At 58.0% G+C, this 21832-nt stretch carries 16 protein-coding genes, 2 tRNA genes, 3 rRNA genes and 1 pseudogene (1 of these 22 running past the window's edge); 11 read left to right on the forward strand and 11 right to left on the reverse strand.

The window, feature by feature from the left end; all coding sequences use genetic code 11:
* Positions 1 to 117: 117 nt before the first annotated feature.
* Genes DMR_RS17460 through DMR_RS17470 form a run of 3 tightly spaced genes read right to left on the reverse strand, consistent with a single transcriptional unit; the run spans position 118 to position 5178 of the window.
* The gene (locus tag DMR_RS17460) at positions 118 to 3267 is read right to left on the reverse strand and encodes a molybdopterin-dependent oxidoreductase (protein WP_015862367.1); all 3150 of its coding nucleotides are present in this window, start codon (positions 3265 to 3267) and stop codon (positions 118 to 120) included.
* A gap of 9 nt (positions 3268 to 3276) precedes the next feature.
* Positions 3277 to 4413, reverse strand: coding sequence for an NrfD/PsrC family molybdoenzyme membrane anchor subunit (gene nrfD / locus DMR_RS17465; protein WP_015862368.1), 1137 nt, complete (start codon positions 4411 to 4413; stop codon positions 3277 to 3279).
* A 12-nt stretch (positions 4414 to 4425) separates the two neighbouring features.
* On the reverse strand, positions 4426 to 5178 hold the full coding sequence (locus tag DMR_RS17470) for a 4Fe-4S dicluster domain-containing protein (protein ID WP_015862369.1): 753 nt from the start codon (positions 5176 to 5178) through the stop codon (positions 4426 to 4428).
* A 250-nt stretch (positions 5179 to 5428) separates the two neighbouring features.
* On the opposite strand from DMR_RS17470, the gene DMR_RS17475 reads away from it, so the two are divergent.
* From DMR_RS17475 to DMR_RS25815, 11 genes and pseudogenes are all read left to right on the forward strand, one after another.
* Positions 5429 to 5776, forward strand: coding sequence for an ArsR/SmtB family transcription factor (locus DMR_RS17475; protein ID WP_015862370.1), 348 nt, complete (start codon positions 5429 to 5431; stop codon positions 5774 to 5776).
* Positions 5777 to 5797: 21 nt separating this feature from the next.
* Positions 5798 to 6895 carry an ACR3 family arsenite efflux transporter gene (arsB, locus tag DMR_RS17480; protein WP_015862371.1) on the forward strand — a complete coding sequence of 366 codons (1098 nt, stop codon included), beginning with the start codon at positions 5798 to 5800 and terminating at the stop codon, positions 6893 to 6895.
* 136 nt (positions 6896 to 7031) lie between these two features.
* Positions 7032 to 7331 carry an NHLP leader peptide family RiPP precursor gene (locus DMR_RS17485; RefSeq protein ID WP_043601010.1) on the forward strand — a complete coding sequence of 100 codons (300 nt, stop codon included), beginning with the start codon at positions 7032 to 7034 and terminating at the stop codon, positions 7329 to 7331.
* A 211-nt stretch (positions 7332 to 7542) separates the two neighbouring features.
* Positions 7543 to 7857 (forward strand): ArsR/SmtB family transcription factor, encoded by a 315-nt coding sequence (locus DMR_RS23860; RefSeq protein WP_015862372.1) that lies wholly within the window; start codon positions 7543 to 7545, stop codon positions 7855 to 7857.
* Positions 7858 to 7956: 99 nt separating this feature from the next.
* Positions 7957 to 8340 (forward strand): putative zinc-binding protein, encoded by a 384-nt coding sequence (locus DMR_RS17490; RefSeq protein ID WP_015862373.1) that lies wholly within the window; start codon positions 7957 to 7959, stop codon positions 8338 to 8340.
* An 85-nt stretch (positions 8341 to 8425) separates the two neighbouring features.
* Positions 8426 to 9514: a permease gene (locus DMR_RS17495; protein WP_015862374.1), complete on the forward strand. Its 1089-nt coding sequence runs from the start codon at positions 8426 to 8428 to the stop codon at positions 9512 to 9514.
* Between the two features lie 37 nt (positions 9515 to 9551).
* Positions 9552 to 9782: a thioredoxin family protein gene (locus tag DMR_RS17500; RefSeq protein ID WP_015862375.1), complete on the forward strand. Its 231-nt coding sequence runs from the start codon at positions 9552 to 9554 to the stop codon at positions 9780 to 9782.
* A 404-nt stretch (positions 9783 to 10186) separates the two neighbouring features.
* Entirely contained in the window at positions 10187 to 10555 is a 369-nt protein-coding gene (locus DMR_RS17505) for a thioredoxin family protein (RefSeq protein ID WP_043601013.1), read from the forward strand.
* 12 nt (positions 10556 to 10567) lie between these two features.
* Positions 10568 to 11275: a cytochrome c biogenesis CcdA family protein gene (locus DMR_RS17510; RefSeq protein WP_015862377.1), complete on the forward strand. Its 708-nt coding sequence runs from the start codon at positions 10568 to 10570 to the stop codon at positions 11273 to 11275.
* A gap of 38 nt (positions 11276 to 11313) precedes the next feature.
* Complete coding sequence (locus tag DMR_RS24740) at positions 11314 to 11742, forward strand: hypothetical protein (RefSeq protein ID WP_148208477.1); 429 nt, start codon at positions 11314 to 11316, stop codon at positions 11740 to 11742.
* A gap of 112 nt (positions 11743 to 11854) precedes the next feature.
* Positions 11855 to 11980: pseudogene (locus tag DMR_RS25815) on the forward strand (transposase); the annotation flags it as partial.
* Positions 11981 to 12306: 326 nt separating this feature from the next.
* Here DMR_RS25815 and DMR_RS17515 read toward each other — a convergent pair.
* The 8 genes from DMR_RS17515 to DMR_RS17550 all read right to left on the reverse strand — a co-directional run.
* Positions 12307 to 13032, reverse strand: a complete 726-nt coding sequence (locus DMR_RS17515; RefSeq protein WP_015862378.1) for a 4Fe-4S dicluster domain-containing protein — start codon at positions 13030 to 13032, stop codon at positions 12307 to 12309.
* Between the two features lie 149 nt (positions 13033 to 13181).
* On the reverse strand, positions 13182 to 16232 hold the full coding sequence (gene fdnG, locus DMR_RS17520; protein WP_015862379.1) for a formate dehydrogenase-N subunit alpha: 3051 nt from the start codon (positions 16230 to 16232) through the stop codon (positions 13182 to 13184).
* 969 nt (positions 16233 to 17201) lie between these two features.
* Entirely contained in the window at positions 17202 to 18047 is an 846-nt protein-coding gene (locus DMR_RS17525; protein ID WP_015862380.1) for a cyclase family protein, read from the reverse strand.
* A gap of 316 nt (positions 18048 to 18363) precedes the next feature.
* A 5S ribosomal RNA gene (gene rrf / locus DMR_RS17530) occupies positions 18364 to 18478 on the reverse strand.
* 44 nt (positions 18479 to 18522) lie between these two features.
* Positions 18523 to 21445, reverse strand: a 23S ribosomal RNA gene (locus DMR_RS17535).
* A 66-nt stretch (positions 21446 to 21511) separates the two neighbouring features.
* Positions 21512 to 21587 (reverse strand) — tRNA-Ala (locus DMR_RS17540).
* Positions 21588 to 21595: 8 nt separating this feature from the next.
* Positions 21596 to 21672 (reverse strand) — tRNA-Ile (locus DMR_RS17545).
* 70 nt (positions 21673 to 21742) lie between these two features.
* Positions 21743 to 21832 (reverse strand): 16S ribosomal RNA (locus DMR_RS17550); it runs 1459 nt beyond the window's last position.
* The 16S, 23S and 5S rRNA genes sit together here with 2 tRNA genes alongside, the layout of an rRNA operon.

Below are 21832 nucleotides of genomic sequence, written 5' to 3' on the forward strand. Positions count from 1 at the left end.
GCTCCTTTAAACGAGTGGCTTGTTCGGTTGGCACAGGGATGCCTGCAGCGAAACGACCACATCAAAACGGGCTGCCCGAAGGCACTATCAGGGCAGCCCGTACGCGCCACGCTGCCGCTACACCTTCACCAGTTTCACCTGGGTCTGGTAAAACACTGCCGAGCCGCCCACCTTGTCCACCAGACAGGTGTTTTTGAGCACCGGGTCCACCCGCATGGCCGCATTGCCGTGCACGCCCGTGGCCCGGCGCGGGTCGGGCGCAATGGCCTGGCCGTCAATCTGCCACTGCCCAGCGCCGTAGGCCCAGTGCCCGTGGCCCAGGGAGAAGGCGGTGACGCCCGGACGCAGCCCTTCCAGGATACGCACTTTGCCGATCATGAACTTTTTGCCGAACGGTCCCAGATCCCATACGCCTTCGGTGTTGGAGGCCGAGACGATCTTGACCGCGTCGCCGGCCTTCAAGCCCAGGCGGGCCGCGTCGGCGGCCGAGAGTTCCACGAAGTTCTCCGGATACGGGGCCTGGAGCCAGTAGTCGCCCGAGGTGCGGCTCTTGGTCTGGGTCACGGCCTTGTAGGTGATCATGGTCAGGTCATAACCGGCGGCCGCGTCGTCGAGGGGCTTGCCCGTGCAGTCCAGCGGCGAGGCCACATAGCCGCCGTAGGGCAGATAGGCCTTGCCGGTCATGGAATCCTTGGCCTTGGCCAGATTCTCAAAGTACAGGCCCACCATCTTGCCGTACTTGTTGGCGAGCTGGCCGTCCTTGTAGGCCTTGTCGTAGGCCTGGAAGCGCCCGCCCCGGTTGAGCATGGCCACCACCGACGGCCACAGCTCCGGGCCGACCAGCCCTTCCCAGCGCTTGGCGTCGAACATCGTGGCCGGCAGATGCTTGCGGGCGGCCAGGAATATCGCCACTTCGGCCGCATCGGCGGCCGGGATTTTCTCCGAGCCGTCGGCCTTGTCGCCATAAGCCATGTTGGCGCACATGGGCAGATACAGGTCGTCCATGCGCTTGAGGTGCCGGCCCGGGCCAAAGGCGTTCTCGCCAAAGCCGGCCAGCCCCAGCTTCTCGGCCAGCCCCAGCAGCATGGACTCCAGGCAGATGGGCATCTGCTGGCCGTAGACCGTGCAGGTGTCAGTCAGGGGCGCGGCCGCCGGCTGACGGATGGCCCCCACCTTGGGCGTCATGGACGGGTGCGATCCTACGAATTCCCAACGCTCCAGATAGGTCAAGTCGGGAAAGACATAATCCGCGAAGATGCTCGTCTCGCCCACAGTGATGTCCGAGGTGATAAACAGGGGGATCTTTTTCGGATCGGCCAGGATCTTGGCGATCTCGTGCCCGGCCGGCAGGGCATAGACCGGGGTGCCCATGTAGAGCATGAGGCACTTGAGGGGATAGGGATAGCCGTCCCCGGCCGAGGGGACGACCTCCTGGTAGATGTCCGAACAGAATGGATACCAGACGCGCTTGGCCGGATAGCCGGAAAACAGCGTGGATTTGTCGTAGGCCGTCTGATGGCGGATAATCGACACGCCCCAGCCCTTGAACTTGGCCGGATGGGCCAGACAGTCGTAGGGTTTGCCCTGAGCCGAGCCGTCGTAGTTGAAGTTGGTGGCCTTGGCTAGGCCGCCCATCCAGTCGTGGTTGCCGATGAGCGTATTGACGGTATACCAGGCCACCACGTTGTAAAAGCCGTTGGTATGCTGGGACACGCCTCGGTGCAGATCGGCCACGGCCCGCTTGCCGTGGGAGGTAAACTCCCGGGCCACGTCCACGACGTCGCCTTGGGCCAGGCCGGCCAGTTCGCACCACTGGGCCAGGGATTTGGTTTCAGCTTCCTCCCGGTAGATCTGCAGCACGGTCTTGGCCGCGACGCCGCCCACTTCGCCAGTCCACAGCACCTGCCCTTCAGCCACGGCCTTGTCGTCGTTGGGATCGAAGAAAACCGGTTCGCCGGAGTCGTTTAAGCACACGAAGGGATCGAAGTCCCACTCCCCCTTGCCGTCCTTTTTCGGGCGCTTCTCCGGCGCCATGCCCAGGTCCGAGCCGCGCAGGTACAGGCCGGGCTTGCCGTTTGCGTCGAGCTTCACCAGCCAGCAGGCCTGGCTCCAGGTCGGTTCGTTGTCGGCCTTGGCCGCTGCCTTGTTGGCGTTTTTCAGATAACGCTCGTCGTATCGCTTGTTTTCGATGATCCAGCGGATCATGGCCTGGGCCAGGGCGCCGACGCCGTCGGGCTTGTTCGGCAGCCATTTCCAGGCCCGGGAGGCGGCCTTGGAGCAGCGCGGGTCCACCACGGCGACCTTGACGCCCTCGTGCTGGAGGCGCGTTATCTTGCCGGCCCGAAGCGGCGGCCCGTAGTTGGCCTCAAAGGGGCTGGCCCCGACGAACAGCAGAAACTCGGCATTGCCGGTGTCAGCCTGCCAGTAGAATTTGGCTCCGTCGGTGAACTTGCCTTCCACGAACTGGTCCGACATGGCCTTGCCCGAGAAATAGAGCGAGCCTTGGCAGACCGTGGTGTGGCCGTGGTAATTGTAAGAGCCGCAGGAAAACTCGGTAAACCGGCGGATGAGTTCGCTGCGTCCGCCCTTGAGCCGGCCCCAGTTCAGGCAAAACTGGTTGTTTTTCAGCCCCAGGTCCGGGTGGTCCGGATCGATCAGATATTTGAGGTTGGCGGCCTGTTTGGCCTTGAACTCGTCCAGGGTGAGCTTCTTGGCCAGGACATCGGCCGTGTCCTTTTGCAAGGCCTCGGCAATCTTGGGATCGCGGCAGGCGATGATGGCGTTTAATCCATCGACATGCCCTTCGCCAAACAGGTCGCCGCCGTCCGCGATTTCCGCCACGGCCTGTTCAAAGGGGATGCTCTTCCACTTGTTCTCGCCGCGCTTGCCGGCCCGCTTGAGCACCTTGATGATGCGGTAGGGGTCATAGAGCGTTTGAATGCCGGCATAGCCCTTGGGGCACAGGGAGGCGTCGAAGCTGGCCGCCTCGGCCATGGGCGTGGCGTAGGGCAGCTGCGGCGTCATGGTCCAGGGGCTCAGTGGATTGCCGTCGATCTTGGCCACCTGGCCACCCACGATCTTCACCTTGATGCCGCACTGGGTATTGCACTGCTGACAGGCTGAGAAAATCATATTTTCTGGCATGTTGCCGGTATATGCAGAAGTGGAGGCCGAAGCGTCGGCCAAAGCGTCCGGGCGCAGCCAGCCCGAGACAGCCAAGGAGCCGCCAAGCAAGGCTGAAGTCTTGAGAAAACATCTGCGATCCATGGCGTCACCTCATCGGGCCAAGGGTTGGAGCCAGACCGGCCGGGCAAACAGGCGCGGAAACAAACGGGGGCCAAGAACAAAGCCGGCCAGACTCAGGGAAAAGACCCACAGCGTCAGCAGCCATTCACCAAGGGTCGGCGTGTAGGCCAACGTCAGGCGCGGGTCCTGCCAGGCCTTATCCAGCCCCGGCAGCATAGGCACGGACTGGGGAGCCACCACGAAGGCGTAGCGGTAGGCCAGAAAGCCGGCCACGATGCACAGGCCCGCCCAGGCCATGGCGGCGGGCGAATCGCGACCGACAAGCAGCAAGGCCAAGGGCAGGAAAAGTCCCAGACCAATATGGAGGAGCCAGAAGCTCCAGGCCGCTTGCCCGGTCAGCATGGCGGTCAAAGCCGCAGCAATGTCCGGGCGTCCGCCCCGGTAGCCGGCCGAAAAATACAACCATTCAAAGATGAGAAAACAGGCGAGGAGCACGGCCACGGTCCTGCCCAGGCTCAGCGTGACTTCGGATTCGTCCTGGCTAAACCAAGCCAGGGCGGTGACCAGCCCGCCGCCGGACAAGAGGGCCGCCAACACGAACCAGACGGTGGTGAATGCGCCGCTCCAGGCCGGATGGCTGGTGATAATGGAGAAAAAATAACCGTTGGTGGCGTAGAAGCACAGGCTTACCGGGATCGAAATGAGCGAGCACAACCGGGCCAGAGGCTGGTTGCTTGTCACGATGGCCAGGGCCTTTAGCGCATAGACCAATAGGACGGCATTAAAGAAAATAAGCATCCAGAACATGGGTGAGGTCAGGCTGGGAGAGACGATAAAACGGTACATCCGCTCCCAGTGCCCAAGGTCCAGGGCGATGGCGATACCGGCGCAGACTTCCGTCAAAAGCGTTGCATAGGTGACGACGCCAGCGATGCGGTCCAGTTCCTTCTTCCCAAGGATGTAGACCAGACAATTGACAAGAAGCCCGCCGGCCGACAGCCCCAGAAAAAGCAGATACAGCGTCACGCCAAGCCCCCAGGGCACATACGATCCCAGCCCCGTGGGTTCCGTCCGGTAGACCAGCGCTTCAAAGACGCCATAGAGGCCGGCGAGCAACCCGAGGCCGGCGATGATGAGCAAGGGCTTTGAGAGTTTGGTATTGGCCATGTCGCACCTCCCTTAAGCCAGATAATAGACGTTGGGTTTGGTTCCCTGCTCTTCCTTGAGCCGGAAAACACGCGGCGACCCCATGCACTCCCGGACATAGGACGCGGGGTCGTTGGCGTCGCCAAAGATCGTGGCCCGGCCGATGCAGGAGGTGACGCAGGAGGGCAGCTGGCCCACGGCCAGACGATGCTGGCAGAAATGGCATTTGCGGGCGTTGCCGATGGGCGAACCATGCCCGCGTGGGGGCCATGTCTTGCCATATTCCGGGGCGGCAGCGTCTTCATACCCCTTGGCGGCGGCCTTGCGGCCGAGGATCAGGCCATCGAGTTCAGCTGTCGGCTTGGTGTAGAAGCCGCCGAAATCGGAACATCGCGCCCCGTAAGGACAGGCGGTCAGGCAGTAGCGGCAGCCGATGCAGCGGTCGTAGTCGATGACGGTGACGCCTTGCTTGTTTTTCCAGGTGGCCGTGACCGGGCACACGGCCACGCAGGGCGGATTTTCGCACTGCATGCAGGGCCTGGGCAGAAATCTGCGACGGACATTGGGGTAAACGCCAATTTCTTCTTCCATGACCGGCCGGTAGACCACCCCGGGCGGCAGTTTGTTTTCCGAGACGCAGGCCACGGCGCAGGCGTGGCAGCCGATGCACCGGGCCAGGTCGATGACCATGACCCATTTGACCTTGTCCGGGTCCTTGGCCAGCGCCCGGGCAAGGTCCCGGTGCATGCGGACGAGCGGGTCTTCGGAAGGGAGGCTTGGACTCATGGCGTTTCCCCTTTTCAGCTATTGTTCCGAGGAGATAGAGGAAGGCACGGAAATAGGAGCATTCGTGATGCTTGTATATTTGCATAGCCGAATATAAAGACTGTGACAAGGGGCTTCTGAAAAAAGAGAACTCCTCCCGGATGGGAGGGGGCTTTGAACAGGTCCCGAACCCAAAGGACTGTTGGGATTGGCCGTGTTTGGCTTGCCAAAACATATTGACAAATTCGCCTAAACGAATACTTGAGGGATCATGAACGAACTTGCTGAAGGATTAAAGGCGTTGGCTGACCCGACCCGGCTGCGCTTGCTCAATCTGCTCCGGAACGGAGAATTGTGCGTGTGCGATTTAACGGCGTCGCTTGAGCTGCCGCAACCCAAAGTGTCAAGGCATTTGAGCTACTTGAAAAAGGAACGCTGGGTTTCTGGAAGGCGAGGCGGCAAATGGATGTATTATACACTCTCCATCCCGCGACATCCCATCCTCATCCGGGTGATGGAAGCATTGCACGACAATCTCGGCAGCCACGAAATCGCCATCGCCGATGAGGCAAGGCTCCGTAAGTACCTGAAGACCAAAACGAGCACCCACTGCGGATAGCAGTCTCCCAGGAGGATCGTCATGAGCGAGAGCGTTGTAAAAAAGCTGTCCTTTCTTGATCGCTTCCTGACCGTGTGGATTTTCGCGGCCATGTTCGTTGGCGTGGGGATGGGGTATTTATATCCCGGAACGAAAGACATCATTAATGCCTTTCAGGTGGGGACAACCAATATCCCCATAGCCCTGGGACTCATTTTGATGATGTACCCACCGCTGGCCAAGGTGAAGTACGAGCAGTTGGGGCAGGTGTTTCGTAACGGAAAAGTGCTCGCGCTCTCGTTGGTGCAGAATTGGATCATCGGCCCGGTGCTGATGTTCTTTCTCGCCATTGCCTTCCTCTCCGGACATCATGAGTACATGGTCGGTCTGATTCTCATCGGACTGGCCCGCTGCATCGCCATGGTCATTGTCTGGAACGATCTGGCCCAGGGCGACCGGGAGTACTGCGCCGGGCTGGTGGCGTTCAATTCCATTTTTCAGGTTCTCTTCTTTTCGGTCTACGCCTATTTCTTTATCACGGTGCTGCCCAAAGTGTTCGGCCTTGAGGGTGTTGTGGTCAACATCTCCATGGGCCAGATTGCCGAAAGCGTCTTTATTTATCTTGGCATACCGTTTCTGGCCGGTCTGATCACGCGGTTTGTCGGACTCAAAATGAAGGGCGCACACTGGTATGAAACCGTTTTCGTTCCGAAAATCAGCCCGTTGACCCTGATTTTTCTGCTCTTTACCATCCTGGTGATGTTCTCCCTCAAGGGCGAATACATCGTGCAGTTGCCGCTTGACGTCGTGCGCATCGCCATTCCCCTTGGCATCTATTTTTTGCTCATGTTTCTGGCCTCATTTTATCTCTCGGCCAAGGCCAAAGCGACTTACGAACAGTCGACGACGCTCAGTTTTACCGCCGCATCCAACAATTTTGAGCTGGCCATTGCCGTGGCTATTGCCGTTTTCGGCATCGACTCCGGCGAGGCCTTTGCCGCCGTCATCGGCCCCCTCGTGGAGGTGCCGGTGCTGATCGCGCTTGTGAATGTCGCGCTATTTTTCCGGCGCAAGTACTTTCCGTATGCTGTGGAAACGCCGACCGGCATCTGTCATGTCGCCTGTCCGCCTGAGCGATAACATGAAAACCATGCTGGCTTCGGCTATGTAGGCGAGGCTTCTGTTACGAGTGGAGTGTTGGCTTGGTCTAATGCAGCCACTGGATCATAAAGTCGTACGACATATCGGTGATATCACTTTAACTCAGGAGGCGAACATGGACATCAACAACTGGAATTCCATAGTAGAGAAGGCTTCTTCGGATAATCAGTTTAAGCAAAGATTGCTTGCGGAACCAAAGAAAGCTTTAGCCGATGAGGGCATCGTTATCCCGGATGACGTCACTGTAAACGTTGTAGAATCGACTCCGACAGAAGTGTGGCTTGTTTTGCCAACGCACAAGGAAGGCGTCAAATTCTTGAGCCCATATGTGGCGGTGTGCGAAGTGGATGGGGTCGAAGTCCAAGGATGTGACCCCAAAACGTGCAAAAATCCTGCGGCCGGGTGTGCAAAATAAATGTCACCCCTGACAATATCTTGCAGCAATTACATATTCATACGCTTGTTGTCTTATTGATACGATCATCTATTCCAACCGCTTTACTTGCGTTACAGGTGCAACAAACGCCGGAGCGGCATGGCGCCCACTCAGCTCCCGGGAGGAGCTTGACAAGAACTTGCTTTTGGCTATTTTGCCAAATAGAAAACGATTGAGGGATGGAGATTCGATGCCAACGCGAAAATTTTCGTCGCAAGTCAAGGTCTTCAAGGCATTAGGCCATGAAACCCGCCTGTTTATTGTTGACGAGCTTTCGCGAGGAGAACGCTGTGTCTGTGAATTGACGAAGATGGTCGGCGCGGATATTTCGACAATATCCAAGCATTTGAGCCAGCTTCGCGAGGCAGGGATCATCGCTTCGGACAAAAGGGGGATGCAGGTCTACTATCGCCTGCTAACCCCCTGCGTTTTAGGGCTTTTCTCATGTGTTAAGCAGGTTTGTTCGCACTCGCCAGGCGAGTCTTCAGACTCCAATGCCGGGTGATTTTTTTGCGCTGATATTTTGCTATTTGGCAAAACATACAAATACCGTCAAGATTGCCTCTCGCAGGAGGTCGTCTTGCAAAACGCTGGAGAGAAACCCATGTCCGAGAAAAAAAGCTGCTGCTGTTCCGCCGCCCCCAAACTGTTGTTCGCCTGCTCCGGCGGGGCTGACGTCGGGGCCTTGGCGGATCAAGTCGCCAGGAAACTCACGGCGGACGGCGTGGCCAAGATGTTCTGTCTGGCCGGCATCGGCGGGCGGGTCAGCGGCATCCTCAAGACCACGGAAGCAGCGTCCAAGATCGTGGCCATTGACGGCTGCCCCCTCAACTGCGCCCGCAAGTCGCTGGAAGAGGCCGGATTCACCGACTTCGGCCATGTGCAGTTGGCCGATCTGGGTTTTAAAAAAGGGGAAAGCCCCGTGACCGAGGAGCGGGTGATGACGGCGGCCATGGCCGTGGCACCGCATTTCGCCAATCTGTCCTGACCGCTTTTTCACCAAAGGCCTGCGCGAATCTGGCGGACTGCTCCGGCGGCCCGGCCGCGTAAGCGGCAATTGAGGAGTTATTTGCATGGAACCGCTTGAAAAAAAGACCTGCTGCGCCACGGAAGCCGTAGCCGAAGGTTCACGCCCTCGCGACGGGAAGCTTGCCCGCTATCTCTTGCTGCTTGCGCCGGCCTTGGTCATCTGGTGGGTGGCGTACGGCATGCTGCCCGGGTTTTCTCGTCTGTTGACCTATGATGTCCTGGGGATCGCCCAGGGAAGCCATCTTGGCGACTCCGTCGAATTCTTGCTCTACGACACGCCCAAGGTGCTCATGCTGTTGACCCTGGTGGTCTTTGGCGTGGGCGTCATCCGCACTTTTTTCACGCCCGAACGCACGCGGCGCATTCTGGCCGGCAAGCGTGAATCCGCCGGCAACGTCATGGCCGCCCTCCTTGGCATCGTCACGCCCTTTTGTTCCTGCTCGGCTGTGCCGCTGTTTATTGGTTTCGTCACTGCGGGCGTGCCCATGGGGGTGACATTCTCCTTTCTGATTTCTGCCCCGATGGTCAATGAAATTGCCCTGGTTCTGCTCTACGGCCTGCTCGGCTGGAAGGTGGCCGCCCTCTATCTCGGCACCGGCTTGGCCGTAGCCATGGTTGCGGGTTGGGTGCTCGGCAAGCTCAATCTGGAACCCTACATTGAAGACTGGGTGATGAAAATCCGGACTGATCCCTCGGCTCTTCCTCCAGACAATCAGACCTGGGTAGACCGCATCGAAGCCGGATTCCATGCCGTAAAGGACATTGTCGGCAAGGTCTGGCTGTACGTTGTGATCGGCATTGCCGTTGGCGCGGGCATCCACGGCTACGTGCCGGAAGGCTTTATGGCCTCGATTATGGGCAAGGATGCCTGGTGGTCAGTGCCGGCGGCGGTCCTGGTCGGCATTCCCATGTATTCCAACGCCGCAGGAATTGTGCCGGTGGTTGAAGCGCTCCTTGGAAAAGGTGCGGCGCTCGGCACCGTCCTGGCGTTTATGATGGCGGTGATCGCCTTGTCGCTGCCTGAGATGATCATCCTGCGAAAAGTACTCAAGCCGCGCCTTATCATGGTTTTCGCTGGAGTCGTTGGGTTGGGAATTGCTTTTGTGGGATACCTTTTCAATTATCTTTACTAAGGACTTGTAACGCGGAATCAATCATCGGAGGATAGTCATGGAAATCAAAGTTCTTGGTCCTGGATGCGCCAAATGCAAGGAAGCGGAAAAAGTCGTCCTGGAGGCCGTCACGGAATCCGGAGTTGACGCTACCGTGGAAAAAGTGGCGGATTTTCAGCAGATCGCCAGCTTTGGCGTCTTTTCGACGCCGGCAGTCGTCATCAATGGCGAGGTCAAAGTGGTGGGCAAAGTGCCCTCTAAAACCGACGTCCTTTCCTGGCTCAAGTAGGCGGCAGGTCCCAAAAACACACCCGGCGCTGGTCTTTTCCTCTTTGGTTGGCTTGGCGGTCATCTTGTCACCTGCGCCCATCCTGGAGATTGTTTATCCCGGGACCGCCCGGATGATGGCGTACGCTTTCAAAGAGGCGTTCGGTTCTTCGCGTAGGTACGCGGGCGACCACCGTGCACGATCAAATTCATTGGCTGTATTATTTCTCTATGCATAGCATGTAAGTATGATATTGCCAGTGAAAGTGTCTCGCAACTAGACAGGCACTCCGTTTATTATGGATAGTAATTTTGCACATGCTGCACAAAAAAAGAAGGTCTCTGGACAAGCATTTGGAAATATACGCTAAAAATAATGGCATGATTCCTGCTTTTTACACCACAAACGTTTAACAGGAGACCACGATGAAACATGTCGCAATGTGTTTTGCTCTCGTCATTGTCCTTGGCGCCGGGGTTTGTTTCGCCGCCTCGCCCGTTCCTGAGGTCCCGGCCAAGGGCATGGTGACCATGGTTGATATCGGAGCCAAGGCCTGCATCCCGTGCAAAATGATGGCTCCTATTCTGGAAGAATTGGAAAAAGAATATCAAGGGAAAGCGGCAGTCCTTTTTATCGATGTGTGGGAGCATAGAGACCAAGGGGCTAAATTTGGACTGAAGCTTATACCTACGCAAATCTTTTACGATAAAGAGGGGAAAGAAACGTATCGCCACGAGGGATTCATGGAAAAAGATGCGATCAGAGAGAAGTTGGATAAATTGTTGGCCCAGTAAGGAGAACATCACGTGCTGGACCAACTTTTTTTGACCATAAACACCTGGATGACCGGCAGCCTCATTGTTGCCGCAGCGGGCTGTTTCCTCTGGGGGCTGGTGAGTGTTCTTTTTAGCCCCTGCCACCTTGCTTCCATTCCCTTGATCGTCGGCTATGTCGCCGGACAAGGCAGAATCATCCAGGGGCGGGAGGCGGCGCGCTATGCCATGACCTTTACCTCCGGCCTGTTTGTGACCATAGCAGCCATCGGGATTCTCTGTACGCTCCTTGGACGAATGCTCGGCGATATCGGGCCATACTGGACAATCCTCGTCGGGGCCGTGCTGCTTTGGGTATCCCTCGACATGATGGGGGTGGCCAAGTGCTCGATCTCCGGCGGCATGATGGGCAAGCTCAAGGTCAAGGGCATTGGCGGAGCGTTTCTCCTCGGCTTGGCCTACGGCGTCCTGTCCGGTTCGTGTACCTTCGGTTTTATCGCTCCCATCCTGGCCATCATCACCATTCAGGAAAAGATCCTCACCGGCGTGGTGCTCATAGTGCTCTTCGCCATCGGGCACTGCCTGCCCATCGTGGTGGCCGGCAGTTCAACGGCGCTCGTGCAGCGTTGGTTGGAAAATGGGGCCATGCGCCACGGAGGAACCTGGTTCCGGAAAACCGCCGGGGCAATGATCGCGCTTCTCGGAATCTACTTCATGGCCATGCCGTTTCTAGCTGCCTGAGTTTGCCAACTGTTTGGTCATGGATTTAAGGAAGGGACATGCATAAAGGTAACGCATTTGTGAGCACGCTTATTTCCATGGTGTTTATCATGGGGATGCTTGCTCCAGTGCCTGAGTGCTATGTCACCAGGGTCGTTGGCCCGCTCCGGGCAAGTATGGCTCATGAAAACCTTGCCTTGAAAGGTACGCCAGACCCTTCAGGTCCCGTTTCGTGTTGCTCCAAAGTGAGGAAATCCATCGAGGGCAATGGCCAGTGTCCCTTGGCTTCGTCGAAATTATGCAAGAAGCCCTATGCTCCTGCCTTTGAAACAGCAGAAGCCCCGGGTATCCCGCTCGCGCTTTTGCCTGTTCCTTTCCACAAGCCAATTGCACGCAATATCGTGGCCCTCTATTTTGATAGAGGAATTCAGCCCGATATGCCTGACCCCATTCCTATCCTGCTTCGCAAACAATCCTTTCTGATTTGATCTCTCGCCTGCCAAGCGATTTGACCCGTACACTTGCAGCCAAGTCAGGGCTGGAGGGGTATGCAGCTGGAGTGGTGCAACACGAGTTCAACCGCCAGGTCAGCAGCGTCCGTTCAAAGGGGAGCGAGCCTTCGGCACTCTCAAGCGAGGCCACGGCTTTTTCCGAGCGAGAGACCTCGGACGGACCAAGGTCGGGCTGGAGTTTCCCCTGAACGCCATGGCCTTCAACCTGAAATAAGCCGTTCCAAAGGCAGCCTGCTGAGGACAGGCATCTCCTTTTGCGGCGAAGACTGCCAAAGGAGGCGAAAACAGCCTGAGACCTACGGTAAAGCACGCAAAACTGCCGATTTTACGCTCAAAAAAACCAGAAAGACGGAATTCAAAAACCTCAGAGCGTTGTGCAGCGGTCTCCGGCAGGACTTTCTTCTTTATTCGCTCCTTCATCGTTATGATTCGGATGTGTTCAGCCTTGCCTTTCAGCTACAAGCGCCTCTGCCGGACGCTCAATACAAAAGGGGCCTGTCTGGCAGAACAAGCCCCTCATCCACCTTTGCTACAGAACGGTTATCCTCGCAATTGGCGCAACGGTCCAAGGAACTTGTTCAATGCGGCAAACCTTGTGTACATCCTCGGTCCGCCGGCATCGGCCATGAACTTGTAATAGGTCTTGGGCTCCATCTCGGCCAGATAGATCACCCGCACCTGCTCCATATCCACCAGCTTGGCTTTGGGTTTGGCCTTTTGCACCTCGGCTAGCCGTTTGCCTGCGAGTTGCAGCATTTCTTCCCGGTCGCCAAAGTTCATGGTCCCGGTGGGACAGCTTTTCACGCAGGCTGGGAGCATCCCGCCGCGTACCCGGTCGATGCACATGTCGCATTTGCTGATGCGCTTGGTGGCGGCGTCCTGCCTCGGGATATCGTAAGGGCAGGAGCTACGGATGAAATCGAAGTCCAGTTCACTGGTCTTGTCCGTGTAGATGACCGCCCCGGTGTCGGCATCCTGCAAAATCGCGTCCCCGTTTCCAGAGGATTCCGCCGCCATCTTGCACGGCGCATCCACACAGTGGCGGCACTGTTCGGGAAAAAAGAGCCAGGAGAAGGCGTCGCCATCTCCGGTCTCCGTGAAACGCACCAGACGAATCGTCGTGTACGACAGGTCGGGCGGATTCTGATGGCTCCCGAGTTGGCGCGTCTTTTCCGCAGGCAGTTGTTTCCATTGCTTGCAAGCCACTTGGCAGCCCCGGCAAGCGGTGCATTTCGTCAAATCCACGAAAAACGACTTTCCAGACATGGTCAGTCTCCTTTCCAGGCGGCGCGGCTCCACGATCTGCTTCCCGGTTGACGGTCGGAAGCGAGGAAGCCGGGCGCGCTTGGCGATGCGCGTCTCTGGTTGTCAGGAGGTCAGGGCCTCCTGCCTTTCTATCCCAGGCACTCTTTGGCTTACGCCTTGGCCACGTTGACCATAAACGCCTTGCTTTCCGGAATGCCGGTGTTGGCGTCGCCGACCGACGGGACCAGCAGGTTGGCCGAGTCGCCGCCGTCGGCCGGCCAGACCCAGCCGTAATGCCAGGGGATGGCCACCTGATGCGTGACCTTGCCCATGATGGTCATGGGCTTCATGCGGTTGGTGACCATGGCGATGGCCCATAGCGTGCCGCGCTTGTTTTTGAGGATAACCTTGTCGCCGTTTTGGATGCCGCGTTCCTTGGCCAGATCGAAACTCATCTCGCAAAACATCTGCGGCTCGGCTTCGAGAAGCCACGGCGTCCAGCGGGTCATAAGCCCGGTTTGCCAGTGCTCGGTGACGCGGATGCTCGTGCAGACGACGGGGAAGTTCGGATCGGCCACGCTGCGGTTGGCCTCTTCGCCAGGGAAGATAAGCGCCGCCGGGTTGGTCCGCTGCTTGGAGAACGGATGAACGGCCAGGGGGCCTTCCATGGGCTCGTAGTGTTCGGGGAAAGGCCCGTCGTTGAGGCCCGGCCCGTAGATCGCGCCCAGGCCATGCTGCTGCATGATAAACGGATGGATCGCGCCCGGCGCGCCGTTGCCGTCCGGGATGTCGCCGACCCACTTCTTGCCGGCCTCGTCCCAGGTCATCACCGGCTTTTGCGGCTGGTAGGGCACGCCCTTGGCGCTCACGCTGGCGCGGTTGTAGAGCACGCGGCGATTGAGCGGCCAAGCCCAGGTCCAGTTGGGGTAGAGGCCGATCTTGGCCTGCTCCGGCGTTTGCTCCAGGGAGTGGCGGGCAGCTTTGTTGCCCGTGGCCGGATCGGGGTCGGTATAGGAGCCGCAGTAGACCCAGTCGCCGCTGACCGTGGAGCCGTCGTCCTTGAGGTTGGCAAAGCTCGTGACCTGGCTTCCCGCCTTAAAGACAATGTCCGCGCCGTCCGGTCCCTTGCCCTGGACGTCTTTAAGGTAATAGCCGTTGATCATCCGAGCCACCTTGTGCGGCTCGAACACGTGCCCGTCGCCCCAGTCCTTGATGTTGGCCCCAAGGATCGGTTCAGGGAACGCGCCCTTGCTTTTCTTGTAGGCTTCGCGCACGGCCAGGAACAGTTCGTAGACAATGTCGCCGTCAGGCTTGGACTGCCCAAGGGGTTTCGGCCCCTGGTAGCGCCACTGCATCCAGCGGCCGGAGTTGGTGATGGAGCCTTCCTTCTCCGTGGAGACGCAGGCCGGGAGCATGAAAACCTCGGTTTTGATCTTCTTGGGGTCCATGCCCGGTCCCTTCCAGAAAGAACCGGTTTCGTTGTCGAACAGGTTGACGTTGACCATCCAGTCGAGCTTGGTCAGGGCGTCGCGGGTCTTGTTGGAGTTGGCTCCGCTGGCGGCCGGATTCATGCCCCAGGCAAAGAACCCCTTGAACTTGCCTTTTTGCATCTGGTCAAACAGCGTAAGCCAGGAGGCGTCCTGGCCGGCGTCGAGTTTGGGCAGCCAGTTGTAGGCGGCGGCCGGTTCGACGTCCTGGTACATGGCCTTCAGCAGGCTCGCCATGTACTTGGGTTGATGCTGTTTCCAGTTGAGGCTCTTGGGATCGCCGGATTTGGGGGTGATGCCGGCGAGGTAGTCGGCGTAGGCCTTCTGGTTGGCCCGGGGCGTGGGCAGGTAGCCGGGCAGGATATGGAACAGCAGGCCCTGGTCCGTGGAGCCCTGGACGTTGGATTCGCCGCGCAGGGCGTTGACTCCGCCGCCAGCCACGCCGATGTTGCCCAGAAGCAGCTGGATCATGGCCATGGTGCGGATGTTTTGCACGCCGACGGTGTGCTGGGTCCAGCCCATGGCGTAGAGGATGGTGCCGGATTTTTCGGCGGCAGCGGTCGCGCCGTAGGTCTTATACACTTCGACCAGTTTATCTTCCGGGGTGCCCGTGACGCTGGAGACGGTCTTGAGGTCGTAGCGGGCGTAGTGGCCCTTTAACAGCGACAGCACGCAACGCGGGTCCTGCAAGGTCAAATCGCGCTTGGGGACGCCGTTTTCGTCCAGCACAAAGGCCCATTTGTTCTTGTCGTACTTGCGGGCGGCCGGGTCGAAGCCGGAGAACAGCCCCTCGCTGAAGGAAAAATCCGGCGCGACGAGGAAGGAGGCGTTGGTGTACTCGGTGACGTACTCCTTGAAAAACATTTCGTTTTCCAGGAGGTATTTGATCATGCCGCCGAGAAAGGCGATGTCCGTGCCGGAACGCAGCCGGGCGTAGATGTCGGCCTTGGACGAGGTGCGGGTGAAACGCGGGTCCACGTGGATGAGCTTGGCCCCCTTCTCCATGGCCTTGACCACCCAGCGAAAGCCCACCGGGTGGGTTTCGGCCGAGTTGCCGCCCATGATCAGGACGCAGTCGGCGTTGCCGATGTCGATCCAGTGGTTGGTCATGGCCCCGCGACCGAAGGATTCGGCCAGGGCCGGAACCGTGGAACTGTGGCAGATGCGGGCCTGATGTTCGATGTAGGTCAGGCCCAGGGCGCGCATGAAGGCCTGGAGCACCCAGCACTCCTCGTTGTCCAAGGCGGCCGAGCCGACAGAAGCAATGGTTTCGCAGCGGTTGACGACCTCGCCCTTGGCGTTTTTCTCGGCAAAACCGGCGTCGCGGGTGGCCTTGATGCGCTTGGCGATTTCCGGAATGGCCCACTCCCAGGTCTTTTCCTCCCACTTGTCCGAACTGGGCGCGCGGTAAAGCACTTTTTGGGAGCGCCGGTCATTTTCCGTGAGCTGCCAGATGCTCGCGCCCTTGGCGCATAAGGCCCCTTGGTTTATGGGGTGATCGGGGTTGCCTTCGACGTTGACGGCGCGCCCGGCCCCATCCTTGGCCGTGCTGACGATCAGACCGCAGCCGACCGAGCAATAACAGCAAATGGACGTGGATTGCTTGGTCCCTTTGAGCTTGAGAACCTCGGCTGCGGCCTGAGCCGGCCGCAGATCAAAGCCCAATCCGCCAAAAGCGGCCGTCAGGCTGCCCGCGGCGGCGATCTTGAGAAAATCTCGACGTTGGATTCCCATGGCATCCTCCCTTGAGGCGCATGAGCGGGCGTCATCGTCCCCGAGTCTCCCGGCCAAGGAGGACAAGCAGGGCGTAACCGTACGGAGGCGTGGGAATGTGGGGAGCAAGGGGAAGATACGAAACAGCCCTCGGCCGGACATCGCAGCGAAGCAACGTGACCGGGGCCGCAAGAAGGCAGGTCAGGTCAAAGCCAAGCCCACTGAAAGGCAATACGGATTCCTGCTTTTCCCGCATGAGCGGGACCTCCAACCAACAGGGAAGAAGCGGAGACATGCGCCAGCTTCTTTGTTTAAGTAGTCATGCCGGTCCACGGCACGGTAAGCCTCCGACAACATCATCGGTGCCACGTGTGCGGATCGGACTCAAAGACGACTGGCCATACGCTTCCTCCTTTCTGGTCTTCTGTGGATACTGAATTATGCTATTACGAACATGTCACGAAGGGTCAACCAAAGCGTGATTGCTCAAGGGTTGGCACAGCTTGCGCCGCAACATATTGTTTTTTAATTATGATTACCGACAGCTGAGTGACAACAGGTCCTGGGGCCAGGGAATTTTGACGCCGCTAAAGAAATGACCAAGGTGACCTGCTCGGGCCTAGCCGTACTTTCTGGGCGGCAAAGAAATGCATAACAATACAAATAGTTATCTGTCTTCAATGTTGACCAACCAGCATTCTGTATCGTTCAACGAGTTCAAATAGCGAGGCAAGGTCAAATGCAATTTCTGTCATCCACTGGCATAGTCTAATTTTTCCTTGGCACGAAATAGAATAGACTCTCCTTGGTTTCTTTGGACTTCGGTTTCCCATTGCGATACGAGCAAGCTCTTGTCTTCCATCTTGCGAAGATGTGCATAGGCTTTACTGGCCATTGATCCAGGCGACGAACTGCAACGGATTGTTTTCCAGGCTTCCTTACCAGGGAGCTTGCCGCGTACAGTATCGTATCGTTCGCCCAGGCTTCCCGTTACGGCAGGATGGCAAACACCCGGGCCGGAAATCCAGATCCGCCCAGGGGCTTGGGGAAGGCCGCCGCCACCAGCGCCCCGACTTCCGGCACGGCGTCGAGATGGGCCAGAAGCTCGATCTGGTAGTGGTTGCGGGAGAGGATGTAGGTCTCCAGGGAATAGTCGTCCCGGGAGACGGCCAGCCCCGGATCGGTATCCGTGGTTTCGTGGCCCGAGGCCGTGACGCCGCGTTCTTCGTAGAGGTACTTGAGCACTTCCAGGCTCCAGCCCGGATAATGGGCTACCCCGGCCGCGTCTTTGTTCTGCATGGCCGCCTGATCGGGCCAGCGGCTGCCCCAGCCCGTGCGCAGGGCCACGAACGCGCCGGCCGGCACCGGGCCGTGGCGGGATTCCCAGGCACGCACGTCGTCCATGGTGACGGTGTAATCGGGGTTCCCGACAACTTTGGCGCTTACATCGATGACCACCAGCGGCAGGAGCATTTCCTTGACGTCGATCTGGTCCACGGTGCGCAATCCCTTGACGAAATGGGCCGGCGGATCGACATGGGTGCCCCACTGGCCGACGTGGGTGAAGGTCTCGGCGAAAAAGCCGCTGCCGGCCGAGCCCTGACCCGGCGCGTAGCCATAGAGAGTTTCGCGCTGCTCGTCGGGAAAGCCTTTCCAATGGGGGATGCCCGGTGCGAAGGCGTGGGTGAGGTCCACGAAACGCTTGGAGGCGATGACCCGCCAGGCGTCGTCCAGAGTCATGGCCCCGCCGGCCAGGGCTTTGGGGGCGAGGGATAAGGTTAGCCAGACAGCCAGGAAACACCGTAGCAAAACCGTGAAAAGGTCCTTTTGCTGCATGGATTCTCCCTCCGCGTTGGTCAGCTTGGCAAGTCTCGTTCCCTTATCCCCTTTTGTCTGCCGCCATTTGTCGGGCGCGTCAAATGGCGCTGTTCAAACGCGCTCCCTCGCCCACATCCTCGACCGTTGGGAAGCGTTCGTGGGTTGCACTGGGACGCCAGACTCAGGCCCCGTGCCGCCCTATCCTGCGACAGACGTCGCGCCGTCCTCCGGCCCATTGGCAGCCCGAACAAGCCCCTACCACCGTCCCCTTCCAGGCCCAGAGACCATAAAAAAAGCCCCCGAATCTTTCGATTCGGGGGCTTTTGAAAAGTAGCCCTGGCGGCGACCTACTTTCCCACACAAGAATATGCAGTATCATCGGCGAAGGAGGGCTTAACTTCCGAGTTCGGAATGGGGTCGGGTGTACCCCCTCCTCTATGACCACCAGGACAAATATATAAGTTAAAATAAGGGATGGGATTGTCTGTTGGCAAAAATCAAGTCGAACGGACTATTAGTACCGGTCTGCTCAAACATTGCTGCTTTTGCACATCCGGCCTATCAACCATGTAGTCTACATGGGTCCTTCAGGGAGAACTCGTCTTGAGGCAGGCTTCCCGCTTAGATGCTTTCAGCGGTTATCCTTTCCGAACATAGCTACCCTGCGATGCCGTTGGCACGACAACAGGTGCACCAGAGGTTCGTTCATCCCGGTCCTCTCGTACTAGGGACAACCCCTCTCAATTCTCCAACGCCCACGGAAGATAGGGACCAAACTGTCTCACGACGTTTTAAACCCAGCTCGCGTACCACTTTAATCGGCGAACAGCCGAACCCTTGGGACCTGCTCCAGCCCCAGGATGTGATGAGCCGACATCGAGGTGCCAAACCGCATCGTCGATATGAACTCTTGGATGCGATCAGCCTGTTATCCCCGGCGTACCTTTTATCCATTGAGCGATGGCCCTTCCATTCGGGACCACCGGATCACTAAGGCCCACTTTCGTGCCTGGTCGAGATGTCTCTCTCGCAGTCAAGCTCCCTTATGCCTTTGCACTCGACGGCTGGTTTCCAATCAGCCTGAGGGAACCTTTGCATGCCTCCGTTACTCTTTGGGAGGCGACCGCCCCAGTCAAACTACCCGCCAGACAATGTCCTCGAACCGGATAACGGTCCGAGTTAGAAGCTTAAACAACCGAGGGTGGTATTTCAAGGATGGCTCCGCCGACGCTGGCGCGCCGGTTTCACAGCCTCCCACCTATCCTACACACGGTTGCCCAAGCTCCAATGTCAAGCTATAGTAAAGGTGCACAGGGTCTTTCCGTCTTTCCGCGGGTAGACGGCATTTTCACCGCCACATCAATTTCACTGAGTCTCTGGTCGAGACAGCGTGGAGATCGTTACGCCATTCGTGCAGGTCGGAACTTACCCGACAAGGAATTTCGCTACCTTAGGACCGTTATAGTTACGGCCGCCGTTTACCGGGGCTTCGGTTTAGAGCTTCGCTTGCGCTGACTCCACCCCTTAACCTTCCGGCACCGGGCAGGCGTCAGTCCGTATACGTCGTCTTACGACTTCGCACAGACCTGTGTTTTTAGTAAACAGTCGCCACCACCGTTTCACTGCGACCCCCCGCGGCTTATGCAGTAAATGCTTCACCATAGGGGGCACCCCTTATCCCGAAGTTACGGGGTCATTTTGCCGAGTTCCTTAACCAGAGTTCTCTCAAGCGCCTTGGGATACTCTCCCCGCCCACCTGAGTTGGTTTGCGGTACGGTCTGCTTGTGCTAAACTTAGAAGCTTTTCTCGGCAGCCTGGGATTAGTCACTTCAGTCGTAAGACACGGCATCACGTCTCGGCCTTGAAGGAGAACGGATTTGCCTGTTCTCCAAGCCTACACGCTTGCACCGGCACTTCCAACAGCCGGCTGACCTACCCTCCTGCGTCCCTCCGTCGCACACACAAACAGGTACAGGAATATTAACCTGTTTTCCATCAGCTACGCCTTTCGGCCTCGCCTTAGGGACCGACTCACCCTGGGAAGATTAACTTTACCCAGGAAACCTTGGGCTTACGGCGAACGGGTTTCACACCCGTTTTATCGTTACTTATGCCAGCATTATCACTTCCCGTTAGTCCAGCAGACTTTACAATCTGCCTTCATCCCGTCCGGGAACGCTCCCCTACCGCCTATCGTTAAGATAGGCCCGAGGCTTCGGTACCATGCTTAGCTCCGTTACATTTTCGGCGCAGGACCACTAGACCAGTGAGCTATTACGCTTTCTTTAAAGGATGGCTGCTTCTAAGCCAACCTCCTGGCTGTCAGAGCGGTCCCACTTCCTTTCCCACTGAGCATGGATTTGGGAACCTTAGCCGTCGATCTGGGCTCTTACCCTCTCGACCCTGGACCTTCGCACCCAGAGTCTGACTCCCGGGAAATAAAAGAACGGCATTCGGAGTTTGATAGGGTTTGGTAATCTGGTGAGACCCCTAGCCCTTTCAGTGCTCTACCTCCGTCCTTCCTTCCCGAGGCTATACCTCAATATATTTCGGGGAGAACCAGCTATCACCGAGTTTGATTGGCCTTTCACCCCTATCCACAAGTCATCCCAATGGTTTTCAGCCCATATGGGTTCGGTCCTCCACTCGGTTTTACCCGAGCTTCAACCTGCTCATGGATAGATCACCCGGTTTCGGGTCTATCCCGCCGTACTGTTCGCCCTATTCAGACTCGCTTTCGCTACGGCTCCGGCATTTTAGCCTTAACCTCGCACGACAGGATAACTCGCTGGCTCATTATGCAAAAGGCACGCTCTCACCGGACAAGTCCGGCTCGAACCGCTTGTAGGCAATCGGTTTCAGGTTCTCGTTTCACTCCCCTCACAGGGGTTCTTTTCACCTTTCCCTCACGGTACTGGTACACTATCGGTCGCTGAGGAGTATTTAGCCTTGGAAGATGGTCCTCCCGGATTCCCACGAGATTTCGCGTGTCTCGTGGTACTCAGGTACCTCCAGCGTCACGTTCGGTTTCAGGTACGGGGCTTTCACCCTCTATGGCGCGCCTTCCCAGACGCTTCCCCTGCCTAATGATGAATCGCTTGATGGAGGCCCTACAACCCCAGACGTCCGGAGACGCCTGGTTTGGGCTCTTCCCGGTTCGCTCGCCGCTACTACGGGAATCTCTTTTGATTTCTTCTCCTGCGGGTACTGAGATGTTTCACTTCCCCGCGTTCGCCTCCCAAGACCTATGTATTCGGTCAAGGGATAACAGGACATGACTCCTGCTGGGTTTCCCCATTCGGAAATCACCGGATCAAAGCACGTTTGGCTGCTCCCCGGTGCGTATCGCCGCCTACCGCGTCCTTCATCGCCTCTCAGCGCCAAGGCATCCACCGATTGCCCTTAATTACTTGGCTTTTGCCTAAATCCCATCCCTTATTTAACTGTCAAAGATCAGTGTCGCGCACCCGTTTCACATCCAATGGTGGAGGTGAACGGGATCGAACCGATGGCCTCCTGCGTGCAAGGCAGGCGCTCTCCCAGCTGAGCTACACCCCCGGTAAGCATGGTGGGCCTGGAAGGACTTGAACCTTCGACCTCACGCTTATCAGGCGTGCGCTCTAGCCACCTGAGCTACAGGCCCATCGTGTGCGCAACTTGCAAAGACGCGTGGTCCTTGCAATTAAATAGCGAGTTGGGTTTTCGTATCCATAAAAGGAGGTGATCCAGCCGCAGGTTCCCCTACGGCTACCTTGTTACGACTTCACCCCAATCATCGGCCCTACCGTAGACTCCTGCCTCCT

Source organism: Solidesulfovibrio magneticus RS-1 (assembly GCF_000010665.1).
In the GTDB taxonomy this organism is placed as follows: domain Bacteria; phylum Desulfobacterota; class Desulfovibrionia; order Desulfovibrionales; family Desulfovibrionaceae; genus Solidesulfovibrio; species Solidesulfovibrio magneticus.